Annotated in this window: 13 protein-coding genes, 1 rRNA gene and 1 riboswitch; of the genes, 5 read left to right on the top strand and 9 right to left on the bottom strand. The window is 35.5% G+C overall.

Annotation, left to right across the window (positions count from 1 at the left end; translation table 11 throughout):
• A 16S ribosomal RNA gene (locus tag NYQ66_RS05535) occupies window positions 1-214 on the bottom strand; the annotation flags it as partial.
• A 594-nt stretch (window positions 215-808) separates the two neighbouring features.
• Window positions 809-1,837 carry a hypothetical protein gene (locus NYQ66_RS05530; RefSeq protein ID WP_259867750.1) on the bottom strand — a complete coding sequence of 343 codons (1,029 nt, stop codon included), beginning with the start codon at window positions 1,835-1,837 and terminating at the stop codon, window positions 809-811.
• Window positions 1,838-2,176: 339 nt separating this feature from the next.
• Between NYQ66_RS05530 and NYQ66_RS05525 the strand changes: the two genes are divergently transcribed.
• The 3 genes from NYQ66_RS05525 to NYQ66_RS05515 are packed head-to-tail and all read left to right on the top strand — an operon-like array spanning window position 2,177 to window position 4,708.
• Entirely contained in the window at window positions 2,177-3,151 is a 975-nt protein-coding gene (locus NYQ66_RS05525) for an ABC transporter ATP-binding protein (protein WP_259867765.1), read from the top strand.
• Complete coding sequence (locus tag NYQ66_RS05520) at window positions 3,152-3,799, top strand: ABC transporter permease (RefSeq protein ID WP_259867748.1); 648 nt, start codon at window positions 3,152-3,154, stop codon at window positions 3,797-3,799.
• A gap of 18 nt (window positions 3,800-3,817) precedes the next feature.
• Window positions 3,818-4,708 (top strand): glycine betaine ABC transporter substrate-binding protein, encoded by an 891-nt coding sequence (locus NYQ66_RS05515; protein ID WP_259867746.1) that lies wholly within the window; start codon window positions 3,818-3,820, stop codon window positions 4,706-4,708.
• Between the two features lie 178 nt (window positions 4,709-4,886).
• On the opposite strand, the gene NYQ66_RS05510 is transcribed toward NYQ66_RS05515, so the two are convergent.
• From NYQ66_RS05510 to NYQ66_RS05500, 3 genes are all read right to left on the bottom strand, one after another.
• Window positions 4,887-5,291 carry a spore coat protein gene (locus NYQ66_RS05510; protein WP_259867743.1) on the bottom strand — a complete coding sequence of 135 codons (405 nt, stop codon included), beginning with the start codon at window positions 5,289-5,291 and terminating at the stop codon, window positions 4,887-4,889.
• A 19-nt stretch (window positions 5,292-5,310) separates the two neighbouring features.
• Window positions 5,311-5,601: a hypothetical protein gene (locus NYQ66_RS05505; RefSeq protein ID WP_259867741.1), complete on the bottom strand. Its 291-nt coding sequence runs from the start codon at window positions 5,599-5,601 to the stop codon at window positions 5,311-5,313.
• A gap of 605 nt (window positions 5,602-6,206) precedes the next feature.
• Window positions 6,207-8,462: a putative bifunctional diguanylate cyclase/phosphodiesterase gene (locus NYQ66_RS05500; RefSeq protein ID WP_259867738.1), complete on the bottom strand. Its 2,256-nt coding sequence runs from the start codon at window positions 8,460-8,462 to the stop codon at window positions 6,207-6,209.
• 110 nt (window positions 8,463-8,572) lie between these two features.
• Window positions 8,573-8,657: riboswitch (cyclic di-GMP riboswitch) on the bottom strand.
• Window positions 8,658-9,027: 370 nt separating this feature from the next.
• Here NYQ66_RS05500 and NYQ66_RS05495 point away from each other — a divergent pair.
• Window positions 9,028-10,347 carry an extracellular solute-binding protein gene (locus tag NYQ66_RS05495; protein ID WP_259867736.1) on the top strand — a complete coding sequence of 440 codons (1,320 nt, stop codon included), beginning with the start codon at window positions 9,028-9,030 and terminating at the stop codon, window positions 10,345-10,347.
• 312 nt (window positions 10,348-10,659) lie between these two features.
• The gene (locus tag NYQ66_RS05490) at window positions 10,660-11,439 is read left to right on the top strand and encodes a DUF5995 family protein (RefSeq protein ID WP_259867733.1); all 780 of its coding nucleotides are present in this window, start codon (window positions 10,660-10,662) and stop codon (window positions 11,437-11,439) included.
• A gap of 166 nt (window positions 11,440-11,605) precedes the next feature.
• On the opposite strand, the gene NYQ66_RS05485 is transcribed toward NYQ66_RS05490, so the two are convergent.
• The 4 genes from NYQ66_RS05485 to NYQ66_RS05470 all read right to left on the bottom strand — a co-directional run bounded on the left by NYQ66_RS05485 (window position 11,606) and on the right by NYQ66_RS05470 (window position 15,373).
• On the bottom strand, window positions 11,606-11,785 hold the full coding sequence (locus NYQ66_RS05485) for a hypothetical protein (protein ID WP_259867731.1): 180 nt from the start codon (window positions 11,783-11,785) through the stop codon (window positions 11,606-11,608).
• A gap of 239 nt (window positions 11,786-12,024) precedes the next feature.
• The gene (locus NYQ66_RS05480) at window positions 12,025-12,981 is read right to left on the bottom strand and encodes a TRM11 family SAM-dependent methyltransferase (RefSeq protein WP_259867729.1); all 957 of its coding nucleotides are present in this window, start codon (window positions 12,979-12,981) and stop codon (window positions 12,025-12,027) included.
• Between the two features lie 200 nt (window positions 12,982-13,181).
• Window positions 13,182-13,598, bottom strand: a complete 417-nt coding sequence (locus NYQ66_RS05475; RefSeq protein ID WP_259867726.1) for an RDD family protein — start codon at window positions 13,596-13,598, stop codon at window positions 13,182-13,184.
• Between the two features lie 101 nt (window positions 13,599-13,699).
• On the bottom strand, window positions 13,700-15,373 hold the full coding sequence (locus tag NYQ66_RS05470; protein WP_259867724.1) for a glycoside hydrolase family 13 protein: 1,674 nt from the start codon (window positions 15,371-15,373) through the stop codon (window positions 13,700-13,702).
• Window positions 15,374-15,711: the final 338 nt, after the last annotated feature.

The following is a 15,711-nucleotide window of genomic DNA, read 5'->3' as shown; positions in this document are numbered from 1 at the left end:
AAACTCATGAGAGTAAAAGTATTATCCGGTATTAGCACCGGTTTCCCGGAGTTATCCCAGTCTTACAGGCAGGTTGCCCACGTGTTACTCACCCGTCCGCCGCTCATTCCACAAGCGTCACCCCGAAGGGATCAGCTTGCTTCCTGCGCTCGACTTGCATGTATTAGGCACGCCGCCAGCGTTCGTCCTGAGCCAAGATCAAACTCTCCATAAAGTACTTGCACACGGATGTGCTGACTTCTACGTTGCCACAGGACGTGGCGAACTTAGTAGAAGATCATTAATCTTCACTCATTCAAAAAACTAGCTTTTTTCTTACTTGACATAAATGATTGTTTTGTTCAGTTTTCAAAGATCAATTTGCGTTGTTGTTTTTTTCGACAACCTCTATATATTATCAGGTTGTACAATTGATGTCAACAACTTTTTTATTTATCATTCAATCACCTCGAAAGCGACTAAAATAATATATCACATTTTAAGATTCAATGTTAAGTATTTTTTTCGAATCTTGCTAACCGCTTTTGAAGGCGGATTTATAATATATCACGGTCACTACCCAAACACAATAGCTACATACAGTCCAAATTATTCCATTGAAATCATTAGTGGGCGATTACTAAATTGATTAAATCTAGCATTTATTGAAAATCACTTATCTTTACTACTTTTCATATGGTACTTCTTAAGATTAAGATCATACAGTTATCTCTAATCCCAAGTCTATTCATCCCCCCTTATTTATTTAAACACTCCTTTCAGCATCGCTATACGCCTGAGTACTTTCAACCGCTATTAATCATCGGTTTTATACCTTCTTTCCTTTCATTCTAAAATTAAGCCCTTCTTTATATTGCTTAATATCAATTTCTTTTTTCACACGTTTGGCATTAACTGTTAGGAATAACTCCTTTTCAGTACGTGTCAACTCGAATTCCCAACCACCTTCACCTTTATAGGTTCTCTTTAACATATGCTTCGTAACAAACATAGAAGGCAAACTAATAAATTCATTTTTCTCACCTAATAAGATAATTACCGATTGGACTTCTCTTTGTTTAAATAAACCTGCGTCATCCTCTGTTAGTTGAAATTGAAAAGACTTTGATTCCTTATCTCCTTCAGAAGAAAGAACTTTAACAATATGCTTATGGTCTATTTTGTAGAGATCTTCATATTTATCTAATGGTACATATTCATACGTTTCAATTATACCTTTTGTTTTTAAATCATCAAAAATGAACTTTTGCTCACTTTTGGTATTATCACTTGCACTAGATGAATCTGATTTGTTTTCTTTAGAGGTATTTGATAGCGATTTAATCTTATCTTCCAGATCGGCGAGTTGATCAAACAAGAGTTCATTGTTTTCTTTAAGTTGTTCAATGCCTTTTTCAACACCTTTATAATTCTTAAAGTCCTCCATTTCTTCATTATCCCAATATTTCTGGTTTATTTTCTCAATTTCTCCCTTATCCACTTCCCCAAAAAACAAACAACCTTTATTATTCTGCTCCACTAGCTCATCTAGAACACCAACATATAAATAACGATCATCTATCAAGAACAAGCTTGTTTCTAAGTTTTCCATCATCTTAATTATGGCTCCCGATTCTTCTAACTGTATAAGAGCTTGCATATCCATTACCCCTGTTATAGCATCAAGTCCAGGAGTTGATATAACTAGTTTTAATTCAATGTCCTTACCACTTATTATGGATAATAGTTGATCAATTACTTCACCTTGTAAATATGGAGAAATAATTAATAACGACGTCTCAACGTTTTTTAACTCTTTTTTGATCTGCTGCTTTACATTCTCTGTTACTATCTTCATGTATAAATCTCCCTTTAAAAACATTTATGCTTTAATTAAGGTTATTTTATAACCGAATCTCATTTCCAATACATATTCACGAAAATTTAAAAGCAATAAAAATAGGGTACTATATATTTGTTCCTTTTAGACTTAAGAGAACAAATTACTAAATGGTTGCAATTCGCTCCGCTTCAACAACTCCCAAAAGGATTTCAAAGAAAAAAAAGTTCAGTACTCTGCCTCTGTAATTTTTATCGATTCATAATTTTTCACCAACTATAAAACTAGCGTTATCTTTGACTTATGTTTCGAGCTATTTATAGAATGAATTAAAAGCATACCATGGAGGTGAGCATGTTGATTACATTTGATCATGTGACCAAACAGTTTGAAGACGGAACAATTGCGGTTGATGATGTTTCATTTAGCGTTGCAAAGGGTAAATTAGTTACGCTTATCGGTCCAAGTGGGTGTGGGAAAACAACAACGATGAAGATGATTAATAAATTAATCTCTCTATCATCTGGTTCAATTACAATAGACGGAACAGATATCAGCGAGCAAGACCCCGTAGAACTAAGGCGCAATATCGGCTATGTGATCCAGCGGATTGGATTACTCCCACACATGACTATAGAAGAAAACGTTGCTTTAGTACCCAAACTAAAAGGATGGAAAAAAGAAGACTATCAAAAGGAAGTTGACGATTTACTTGACTTAGTTGGACTAGAACCAAGCACCTATAAAAAGAGGTATCCCTTAGAGTTAAGTGGAGGACAGCAACAACGGATTGGTGTTATTCGAGCATTAGCCGGGAAACCACCTATCATTCTAATGGACGAACCATTTAGCGCGCTTGATCCAATTAGCAGAGAACAATTGCAAGATGAGTTAAAGCTACTCCAAAAGAATATACAAAAAACAATTGTATTTGTTACGCATGATATGGATGAGGCACTTAAAATCTCAGATGAAGTGATTGTAATGAAAGATGGTTGTGTACAGCAAATTGCAACCCCAGACACCTTGATTCACCAACCTTCCAATGCATTTGTTCGGTCTTTTATAGGGGAAGACCGTGTGAAACAAGCAATAGAAACGACAAGTAAACGACAAGCGTCATCAGTAATGCTTCCTTTAACTGCTGAAGTGTTACAGGAAAGCACTCCAAGATTACCAGATAGTTCTCCCCTCCAAGAAGTTGCTAAAATGATGCTTACATCTAAAGCGAATAAAATTATTTTGATGGCAGCAGATGGGGAAGCAACCGGGTGGATTGCCAAGGACCAATTATTGAAAGAACTTGCTGGTATTGATATGGAGGTAATATAAATGGAGCATTTACAAGTATTCATGGATACCGTCGTTTCGCGGCAAGATTTATTAATAGAGCGGACAATTCAACATCTCTACCTTTCATTTATTGCAATATTAATTGCTGTGGGTATATCATTGCCACTTGGTATTTATATTTCTAGAAATCGCAAAGTTGCTGAGTTTTATATCGGTATTACAGCTGTCTTACAAACCATTCCTAGCCTGGCGTTATTCGGATTTCTTGTTCCCGTTTTAGGAATTGGATCAATTACAGCACTTGTTGCATTAATCATTTATGCATTACTCCCAATTCTTCGAAATACATACACCGGTATAACTGGAGTGGATGAAGGAATTATTGAGGCTGGTGAAGGAATGGGTATGACCCAGCGCCAAATTCTTTGGAAAATACAATTACCATTATCCTTGCCATTTATGATGGCTGGCGTAAGGACTGCAACCGTATTAACAGTCGGTGTGGCAACCCTTGCCACTTTTGTTGGTGCAGGTGGGCTAGGAGATGTAATTTGGAGAGGGTTACAGTCTTGGAACAATAGCCTTGTCTTAGCAGGGGCGATTCCCGTGGCATTATTGGCCTTGCTTTTCGATTCCTTACTAAAGTTTGTTGAGAAAAAAGTAACACCAAAAGGAATTAAATATTAGGATGAAGGAGAAACAATCATGAAGAAATTAATGATACTAATTGGATTAACACTAATACTTTCCGCCTGCTCTGGAAACGGGAGTGAAAATGAACCAATCGTCGTCTCAGGAAAAAACTGGACAGAGCAGTATATTTTATCACAAATTCTTGCCATCTATATTGAAGAGAACACGGATTATACGGTAGATTTACAGGATGGTCTAGGTGAAGTTGCCATTCTAACACCTGCACTTGAAAAAGGCGAAATTGATATGTATATAGAATATACTGGTACAGGGTTAGAAGCCGTTTTAAATGAACAAGCTGAAGAAGGAGAATCAAGTGAGAGTATCCTAAATAGAGTAAGACAAGGGTATGAAGAAACATATGATGCAACATGGCTTGAGCCTTTAGGATTCGAAAACAACTACACACTAGCCTATCTTGAAGATGCTACTTTTAATGCAGACACATATTCTGATGTAGCAGCAATCTCTGAAGACCTATCATTCGGTGCTCCTCATGCTTTCTACGAAAGACAAGGTGACGGGTATGATGCATTTGCAGAAGCTTATGACTTTAACTTTGCTACAACAGAAAGTTTCGACCCAAACGTGATGTATAAAGCGTTACTACAAGGTGATGTGGACGTTATTCCGGCTTTCACAACTGACGGTAGAATTCAACGCGAAAACATACAAACTACTGCAGATGACTTAGGCTTCTTCCCTAAGTATGATGCGGCAATTGTTATTAGACAAGAAGTACTCGATAACTACTCTGGACTTGAAGAAGCACTCAACGGGTTAGCTGGACAAATTACGGAACAAGAGATGCAAGCATTAAATGCAAAGGTTGACCTTGATAACGAAGAAAGTGAAGCCGTTGCAAGAGAGTTTCTTGAAGGAAAAGGATTAATAAATGGATAAAATTATACAAACTAATTGCTTCACATATTGATAACCAACCAATAATTAATCAGGAAAAAGCACACTTTTAAATAAAAGTGTGCTTTTTCCCTTATAATAGTGTCAAACCAGTTGCATACCCATATACTATTGATGAGGGTACCTTTAAATATAAGGTGTTGATAATTCAACATTCGAATTAAAGAATATCTAGTTGGCCAACTAATGCTACTAAAATTTGAAGTAATACTTGAATAGACGCTGCTACGTCTGTATCAACTGTTGAGACGTTTACACCTTCACATCCATCAATTACTATTAATTGACGGTTAGACTGATCAATTCGGGCATAACCCATTAGTTCTTCCGTGACTTTTTCAGCACGCGCATCATCTGCAATCGATATTTGAACGACAATAGCAATCGCAACTTGAAGTGCAACCTGTAATGATACAGCAACTTGTGTGTCAGTAGATTCTACTGTCACCTCTTTCGAATTCAGAACAAAAATTGCTTCATTTGATCTTTGTTCGATATCACCAATTTGATCGGCATATTGACTTACTGAATTAGCATTTGTTTGGGCAAATGAATTTTTCCCCATTAGAAATTCCTCCTTTTAATTATTTGTTATTTGACCTTCTTTTTAGATTTTGAAGCTGATTTGTTAAAGCTTGCGTAGATTCATTGGAAAAATTATTATTCTTATTTTGTTGATCTTCCAAAAAAGCCTCTACCTGTTGTTTTAAATTGCCAACTGATTCTTTTAGTTTTGATTTCTCATCACTTGATAATTCTCTAAGCTTTTTGCTCTCTTTTGAAATGTTGTAGCGATTTAATAAATCGGAAACATGCATGTTGATAAGACTGTTAGATATTTCATTTAGATTATTGTTGTTTTCTTTGTCTGCCAAGAAAGTCCCTCCTTTCTATCCAATGTTGCTGTACACTACTATATATATAGTTAATTGAAAAATGAGGTAGGGCAGATACTGCGACAAATTGTGAATTAGGTACATAATTGATTAACATGTAATAGAAAGTCAATAAAATATGCTATCAAATCATTAAGCTGTTAAATTTATATGGAAACCCGTCCTAGTGTCATTTTATTCATTAGAGTGAAAAAACTAGTAAAGAGGATGCCCCCTTTTTAGGAGCATCCTCTTTCATTATAAAGACCTATTATTCTTGTAGAAATCAACAGATTCAAGTTCATATCGCTTAGGAGCATTCCAATTATAATTGAAAAGGCAGCAAATTGTAATAATTAACGTCAGTGGGTTTTATCCACAATAACTGTACGGTAATCACTATTCTCTCTTTTCACACTTTATTTAGGAATCCTCGACTTTGTTGGTGACAATAAATGCATCGCTCTAACTGAGGTTACTCAGTATAGGGAAATACCATATCTTTATGAAGCGGAAATTGGCTGTCGCTAGCTCAGCAATTGGGAACAGAGAATGAATTCTAATCCTCTTAAAAAATTCTAAAGCATCATTAGACACTGTAGAATTTACTGCTTCAATAATAGATCCAATTTTAGCTTTTCTTCAAATTTATCAGCTGGAACTGGTTCCGAGAAAAAGTAACCTTGACCGTACCCACAATTAAAACCTCTCAAGTATTCAATTTGGTATGCATGTTCAATCCCCTCTGCTACAACTTGTAGATTTAAGTTTAAACCTATATCAATGATTGTTTTTATAATAGATAAATTCGTAGCATCTTCCATATTATCAATAAATGATTTATCAATTTTAATCGCGTCAATTGGTAATTCCTTCAATATATATAAAGAAGAATAGCCCGTGCCAAAGTCATCCAAGGATGTCTTCACACCATACTCCTTTATACTCTGTAGCACTTCGGTTGACTCGGTTGTATTCTGCATAATACTCTCTGTAATTTCCAATTCCAAATAAGCAGGAGAAAGTCCCGTCTCAAGTAGGGCACTTTTCACCATTCGAACAAAGTCAAATTGCTCTAATTGCCTTGCCGATACATTAACAGAAACACAAAGCCTATGCCCTTGATCATACCAAATTTTATTTTGTTTACATGCTGTTTTTATTACCCACTCACCTATTGCATTAATTTGCCCTGTTTCTTCAGCAATTGGAATAAATTCGGCAGGTGAAACAGAACCAAGAACAGGATGATCCCATCTTAATAGTGCTTCCATTCCAACCAATCTGTTTTCCTTAAGTGAAAACTTTGGTTGATAGTGGAGAGATACTTGTTGAAGCTCCATCGCTTTTCTTAATTCAACCTCTAATGTCATCCTTCGGTTCACTACATCGTTTAATTCAGTATTAAAAAATTGGTATCTATTTTTACCTTTTTCTTTAGCTAGATACATAGCAGCATCTGCATATTTAAGTAAAATCTCACTGTTCTTTCCATTATAAGGATACATACTAATTCCGATACTTGGAGTAATAGTAATTTCATGATGATCAATTATAAACGGTTTACTAAATATATCTAAAATCGATTGAGCTGATTTTTCACATTCATCTTGTGTTATATCTGGAAGAACAATAACAAATTCGTCTCCCCCTATCCTATATTTCATCAGATAGTCATTCGGTAAATATTTATTTAGCCTTTCAGAAGCTGCTTGCAGAATACGATCACCAACATAGTGACCAAGTGTATCATTTACATTTTTAAATCGATCCAAGTCCATTAAAAGCAAGGCAACTGGCCGGTTTGTTTCTTTTGCATGATCCATGACATCATTAAGTTCGTTTATAAAACTGGTTCTGTTTTTCATGCCGGTAAGTGTATCATGGTAAGCTAAGTGTCGGTATTGGTACACCAATTTTTTATTCTTTTGCAAGATATACAACTGTCGTCCTAGTATCATTAAAAAAGTTATAATCAATCCGGCACTTAGTGCATTTAACTGCCACAAATATTCTTGTACAACTAGGATAATTTGAATTAGCACTGCAATATAAGGGAAGTATGTCTGTTTTTCTTTCTTTACATACTCTCGTTCTATCTTTTTATTATCTAGTTGTGCCGACACCTTTCCAGTTAAACCAAGTACAAACAAAGATACTAACCATATATAATCGACTAAGCTTCCAGGTTGATACGTATCATGAAGGATTTGGAACAAGTAATAAAAATCAGCCGTCACTTGAAACAAAAAAGCTAAAAAGATCATACCGATCACTTTTTTCTCGCGACTATACCTAGATAAGTACAACAAACATGACATTACATACATGATCCCTAAGCTAATCAAAGGATAAGCTAAAGTAATTGCAGTAACTGGGAATGAGTAATCTGTTGCAACAAGAACTGTCTTAGAAAAGTAATGTAGTGTAATCGACGTACCAAACGCCATAAAAACAAAGAATGTAAATACATATGAACCATTTGCGATGGATGTTTGAATTACTGTCGTTTTATAGAACATAGCAATTAAATAAAAAAAGTATGCTAACAACCAAAATAAAAACGATAGTTTTGTATATGCATCAGCACCCTCGGTAATCTGTGTGTGTACCCAAGTGGCGTTAGAGACGATAAAAAATAGAACACCGATACTAAGCATAAGCCAAAAGTAGCGTTGCTTATTTAATGTATGACGAAAAGCTTTGTATAGCCAAACAAAACTTAATGAACCAACGATAATTGGTAATACAGAAGCAAGCAATCCTCGCATTAGGAGTTGGTCATTAAATATACCAATCCAGCCTATATATATAATAGAAGTAACAAGTAGAAATAAGAAAATAGTTTTTTTTATTAACATAGTAATCCCTCACAATTTTTATGGAATAGATTACGTTGTAGTACCCTTTTTTCACAATTAACAGGAATAAAGAAAGGTTATCTCCAATAGGAAATAACCCTTCTCATCCTGTTGGCAGTTCAGCCACCATAGAGTATCTCCTTTAGGCCTGTAACTTTGCGCCCTTATTTTTCAATAAGTTTGCCTTTTCGAACGTATATGCTTAATAGATATATATTATCACATATTTCTGGGAATATTAATCCTATTTTACTAGTTTTGGAAGAAAATACAGTTTATATCAATTTTCGAAGTGTACATTTTATTGCATGATGAGTCTTTTTAACTACTTTTATACATAAAGCAATCCACATCAAGTGCACTTTTCCTTGTGGTCGCATAGATAATAATCATATTTATGATAAACTGTGTTTTCCACATTTCGAAAAGAACATCGTATTTATCCAATAATCTTTTCATTTTGTTACATAATTTTAACGTGAAGGTAAGATAATAGACATGCATACTTAATTTTGTTATCGTAGAAAATGCATTATAAAAAAATAAAGAATTAGGGGGACATCTAATGAATTTCAAAAAAGGATTTGGATTATTAATTGCAGCACTCATTATCGCAGTAATCACGACTGCTTGTGGTGGAGATAATGAGAGCGGTTCAGAAGACACAAAAACGATTACTTTTATGCACCAATGGACAGAGGGAAGCTCACCTCAACAAAATAAACTTCTTAATGAAGTAATCGATGAGTACGAGTCTGAAAATCCTGGTATTACAGTAGAAACAGAAACTTATAGTGCAGAGCAATATAAGGAAAAGCTTCGTGTACTTGCAGCATCAGATAAATTACCTGATGTTGGCCAAGGGTGGCCTGGTGGATGGTTAAAACCATTTGCTACAGGTGGAAAATTTGCTCCTTTAGACGATGTAATCGACGAAGAATTTAGTAATAAATTCGTTGATGGAACATTAGAAACTTTTGAAGTAGATGGGAAAACATACAGCCTTCCATACGAACTAAACATTACGATGATGTTCTACAACAAAGAAATATTTAATGAATACGGATTAGAGAAGCCTACTACATTAGAAGAGTTAAAAAATGTAGTAACAGTATTAAACGAAAACGATGTAACACCAATTGCGCTTGGTAACAAGGATCGTTGGACTGGTTCAATTTACTACATGTACCTTGCAGACCGAATTGGTGGATCTGAAAAAATCGTAAATGCGGTTAATCGTGAAACGAGCTTTGAAGACCCAGCTCTTACGCAAGCTGCTGAAGAAATTCAAAATTTAGTAGAAATGGATGCGTTCCCACAAGGTACAAATGCCATGGGTAACTTAGAAGCTGAAGGTATGTTCATGAATGGGCAAGCAGCAATGTACTTAACAGCTACTTGGTCTCTTCCAAACTTCACAACTAACGAAGATATACCGCAAGAATTTAGAGATAATGTAGATTACTTTAAATTCCCTAATGTTGAAGATGGGGAAGGTGACAGCAACAGCTTCGTTGGTGGATCTGGTGGTATGTTCGTAGCTGAAAATTCTGACGTAAAAGAAGAAGCAAAGCAATTTGTTAAATTCTACGTTGAGAAGTTAGCAGAGAAATCATTAAGCGGTGCTGGAATAATGCCGGCAATGAAATCAGATACAGCTAATGTAGAGCTTCCAGACCTTTATGTACAAGTATTAGAGGACCTAAACAACGCGAGTGGTATTACTTTGTTTGCAGATAATTTAATGAACACATCTACTGCAGAGGAACACTTAAATGCGATTCAAGCATTGTTTGGACTTGAGATGACACCAGAAGAATTTGTTGAGTTACATGAGGAGTCTTTAGAGCAACAAGCACAGAGCAACGAAGAAGCGTTTGAATAAAGAACAAAAACCTGAACCTTCAATTGGTTCAGGTTTTTTAATTAAACACACAATCTCTTTAACGATTTCATGTCTATCATTTATATCTTCTACCCAGATATCCATAAATCATCATTCTTAATAGTAAATTAGTATCCCTTCTCAATCTCTTTCCTTCAACACAACATTTAAGATAGCTTCATGAGATAACCGCTATTTTTTGAATAATCTAAAAATAAGGACATCTATATCTGTTCGATGCTCTCCGTTTATGGTAAATTAACAACTGAATGCTAAGGTTACAATTATCTGAATGAACGTGGGGGGAATGAAATGAGCTCTATTAGTAAAGAATTGTTAGATTTTCAAAGCTTAGATCAAGTGATTGAAGATATGACTAGACAACTTAAAGAACTTGAAGAAGCTGGTGATTACCGAGCTATATTTCAACGAGTGTACCTTCTTATGACAAAGGAGATGAAAAAACGACTAACAGCAGGCTTTTTCCATGATGATGTTTGGATGGAGCGTGTACTTGTTCGTTTTGCACAATATTATTTTGATGCCATTCAGGCACATGAACAAGGAGAGCCATACCCACTAGCATGGGAACTTGCATTTCGTATGGCTAAACAGCAAAAAGTCTTTGTTTTACAAGATGCGCTGCTCGGGATTAATGCGCATATTAATAGTGATCTTCCAATAGTCATGTATGTAATTTTATCGGAAGACAAGGTCTGGCCAGATGCAAGTATGATGTTGAATCGGAGACAGGATCACGAAAAGATAAATGATGTACTTTCAGACTTAGTCGACCTTGTTCAAAATGAATTAGCGAGTCACTATGCTCGGTCTATCCGGATAATAGACAGATTTATGGGTCGTAAAGATGAATCACTATCTTCTTTTGTCCTAGCACATTGCCGAACGAACGTCTGGTACAACACAGAGTTAATGCTTAACGCACAGGATGAAGAAGAAAGGATTTTGCACCAGAAACGCATCGAAAACGATGCGTACGTGATTGGTTTACAAATCGCTCAATCAGACTCACGCTTCTTCCGATTTTTAAGACGATTTGCGCCTTTCACCAGAAAGAGACGCTGGTTTTAAATCATAGTGCGTCATTCCTACAGTAATTTAACATAAACATATTTAAATTATCTTTGTCCATAAATAAAACACAGACCGTGGATATTCCCTGGCCTGTGTATGGGCTGACAATTAACTTTGAATCGATCATCCATCATGTACTTTACTTTGTTGTTAAATAATAGGATTAACCAGACTTCTTTAACCACTTTTTAATACCAACTTTACCTTTACCATTGCAAGATGGACATGCAATAGCACCTTCACCCTTACATGTAGAACATTGTTTACTACCATAGACAAATCCTTCACCTGAACAATCCTTGCACTTAACTAGAGGTTCACCGTTACAGTCCTTACACTTCATTAACTAATTCCTCCCATTCCTAATATGGAGTCATGGAGCAAAAAGATAAACTCGGAAGTGATATGGAAAAGTGCGATATGGTGTCTGAATTATCTCATCCGCTCCAAATCTATACCTTCATATACCATTTTAAACCAATATGTTGCAAGGATAAAGTTACAATTTGGTTACATATGTGAAGTAATCTGACTAGTTCTATTTAAGTGGAAAATATAATACCGTAGTAATCATATTATTTCTCAATCACATACAATTATTTCTCTCTTGAACTTCCTCTTATGTATTTCGCATCGATCCTTTATATTAAAACCGACCTGCTTTAGAATTGAATCGAGTGGTTCTACCGTAACTACTACCATTTTCTGAGCAAGCCTTCGTGCACTTTTTATTATTTCTAGTTGCTCGTCTTGTGAAATAACAGAGCATAGATTATAAGGCATGTCTATTATTACTACGTCAAATTGCCCTTCAACATCTCGAATATCTTTTAATGTTACTTCTGTATCATATCCAAAATATTTAATATTTTCACGTATACCTCTCATCACAAGTGGATTATGGTCACTGCCCACAATATTAATCCCCATGGACAAAGCTTCAACTAATACTGTCCCTATCCCACAGCATGGATCAATTACTTTTACATTAACTGGTTTTGGTACAGCTATATTCACAATCGCTCTCGCAACTCGTGTATTTAGTGCTGTAGAGTAACTAGCTGGCTTCGATTTATGACTTAACCAAATAGGCTCAGATTTATGATAGTTACCGAATACCCACCTACCATCCACTTCCATCACTGCATAAATAATATCCGGATTTTGTAAATCCGCCTTACCAGGAATCGATAGACCTATCTCTCGCTCCATTTTTCTACGAACTTCAAAACGAATGGAACTATCTGTTTTGAAAATATCTCTTGCTGTCATTACTTTCACTTTAAATGTTGAAGATGTACTAGGTAATTTTTCCACTTGAGTTTTTAGCTCTACAGTTGTATTTGCTTCAAAGATAACATCTATTCTCTCCCTAATGAATGGACTCCGGTTTAACTCAACTGCAATAGTACTTTCCAGCACACCTGTGTTAGAATCAAAGCCAAAAAAAGAACGCATCTCCAAACGGCATAGCGATAGTTCTTCTTCTGCACAAGCATAATTATAAACATATTTAGTCGATTCATTGTTACAATTCATAAATTCCCCCAACTGTGGAATGAGGGCAGGCATAGACCTGTTCTCCTGTTCCCATTTATTGATGGTAGTCGCTAGTTAATAGGGACTTGACGGACAGTCACCCTGTCCATCCCTTTACTCGTATCATCATACCTATACATTTAAAAAGATCCCTTAGTCACCAACAGATTAGACCTGTCAAGTGACCAGAAAATGGTTGACTAAATACTTACATAAGTCCCACTTATGAAATCATGAATGGCACGTTTATCTTTTCTATAAATGACCATAACGGCACTGATTAGGATCGACAGACCAAAAGTAATGGCCGCAATAAAATAAATGCCAACCACTTGTCGCAACACCATATTTAGAATCGTGATTTTTTCATCATCACTAAAGCGTTTAATTCTAATGTTTGTCATTCTCTTCCCTACTGTAAAACCATTCCAAATAATAGGAAGAATTGTTAAATACGCTACAAAAATGATTTCCCCATATATGCTGTCACCCCAGCTCATTAATAGGTTCCCATTAAGAAGGTAAAACACAAGAATGGTTATTACCGATATGATAGTTACATCAACCAAACTTGCCAAAAATCTTTTCCAAAAACCTGCTGTATCTCTATACTGCACCAAAATCTCTCCTATTCGAATTTAAATATAAAACCTATAGAACAAATAGTAACACAAATTAGTGAGTTGAGAACAGATTAGGCGTATGGAAGGCACCTTTACTAGAAAAATTTATATACTCTCGCTTCATATGGTTTTAACGCAAGCGAAACTAGAGCATCTTCTTCTTCTGAATCCACTAAATAGTTTCCTAAGCATAAAAGCATGGTTCTGTTCTGTAACGCTTTAGGTAAACAAAATTTTGTCTCTACATCAAACAGATTTGTAATTACTAGAAATACCTTATCCTCTAAAGTTCGTGTATAGGCAAAAATAGAGTCATGATCATCAGAGATCAACTTGTAACTCCCATAAACAAGAACTTCTTCCCTTTTTCTCAATTGTATTAGCTTCTTGTAGAAATGATAAATTGAGTTCCAATCGTCTAACGAATGCTCTACATTTATGTTTTTGTAATTAGGATTTACTTTTAACCAAGGACTACCTTTTGTAAACCCAGCATGGTTTTGAGCACTCCATTGCATCGGTGTGCGAGCATTATCACGACCATTCTTCCAAATAACTTCCATAACTTCTTCATGGGTTTTACCTTCTTCTAACTCGTTGCGATATAAATTCTTGATCGCAATATCGTTGTATTCCTCTATAGAATTAAATTGCACATTTGTCATACCAATTTCTTGCCCTTGATAGATAAAAGGTGTTCCTTGCATTAGAAAATACAATGTTGCTAAACATTTTGCAGATGGAATTCTTAGTGATTCGTCGTTTCCCCATGTAGATACAGATCTTGGTTGATCGTGATTTTCAAGAAATAGAGCATTCCATCCAATACCTTCCAAACCTTTTTGCCACTTCGTTAAAATGGTTTTTAAACCCTGCATGTCTAACCGACCACTTTTTCCTTTTCCCCAAAGATCTAGATGTTCAAATTGAAAAATCATACTAAATTTACCGTTGTTTTCACCTACCCACTCCTCCGCTTGGTCAGGACTAACACCGTTTGCTTCTCCGACTGTCATAATATCGTAATGATCAAATGTTTCTTGCTTTAATTCTTCAAGAAATAATTGAATACCGTCACGATTCATGTGACCTTCAAACGATGGAACGTATTTTTTGTTAGTTGGATTAGGTAAATCAGGAAATCCACCTACTTTTTTAATATGAGAAATTGCATCAACACGAAAACCGTCAATACCTTTAGCTAACCACCAGTTAATCATTTCGTACAAAGCTTTTCTTACACTCGGATTTTCCCAATTCAGATCTGGTTGTTTTCGAGAAAAGACATGCATATAATATTCATTTGTCTTCTTATCATACTCCCAAGCTGACCCCCCAAAGATAGATTCCCAGTTGTTTGGTTCTTTCCCCTCTTGTCCTGGATTCCATATATAAAAATCCCGGTACGGATTACTTTTGGAAGAACGAGACTGTATAAACCAGATATGTTCATCCGATGTATGATTGATCACTAAGTCCATAATGATCTTCATATTTCGCTTATGCACTTCCGTTAATAACTGGTTAAAGTCTTCCATCGTTCCAAACTCATCCATAATGTCTTTATAATCACTGATGTCATACCCATTATCATCATTTGGAGAGGTGTAGATTGGACAAATCCAAATAACATCAATACCAAGGTCTTTTAAATAATCTAGTTTCGAGATTATCCCTTGGATATCACCAATTCCATCTCCATTCGAATCCATAAAACTCCGAGGATAAATTTGATACGCGACTGCTTCCTTCCACCATATTCTATACAATAAAAACCTCTCCTTCCGGGACACCGACAGGCACCTCTTCCCACAGAATACCTATTTTCACGTCTCGCTTACAATCTTGAGTTAAAGTAACTGTCAACTCTACCCTCCCTCTACTTTTGAATACGCGGACATTTATTATTGAAATTTCTCTTAACTATATAGAAAATCCTTTATTTTAATTACTCAAAAGCCTATTTGATCTCACAAAAGTGTTAAATTCTCACGTTTAAAACTTTACATATCTTTCATTTTTGTAGCACTTCCGAATAAATAAGAGGATTTTCAACCTTTTATAAGAAACATTGGATTATTTCTTATCCATCATACATTATCAAGTT

It is taken from the genome of Aquibacillus koreensis (genome assembly GCF_025154055.1).
Lineage (GTDB): Bacteria > Bacillota > Bacilli > Bacillales > Amphibacillaceae > Aquibacillus_C > Aquibacillus_C koreensis.
This window is presented reverse-complemented; position numbering and strand designations above follow the sequence as displayed.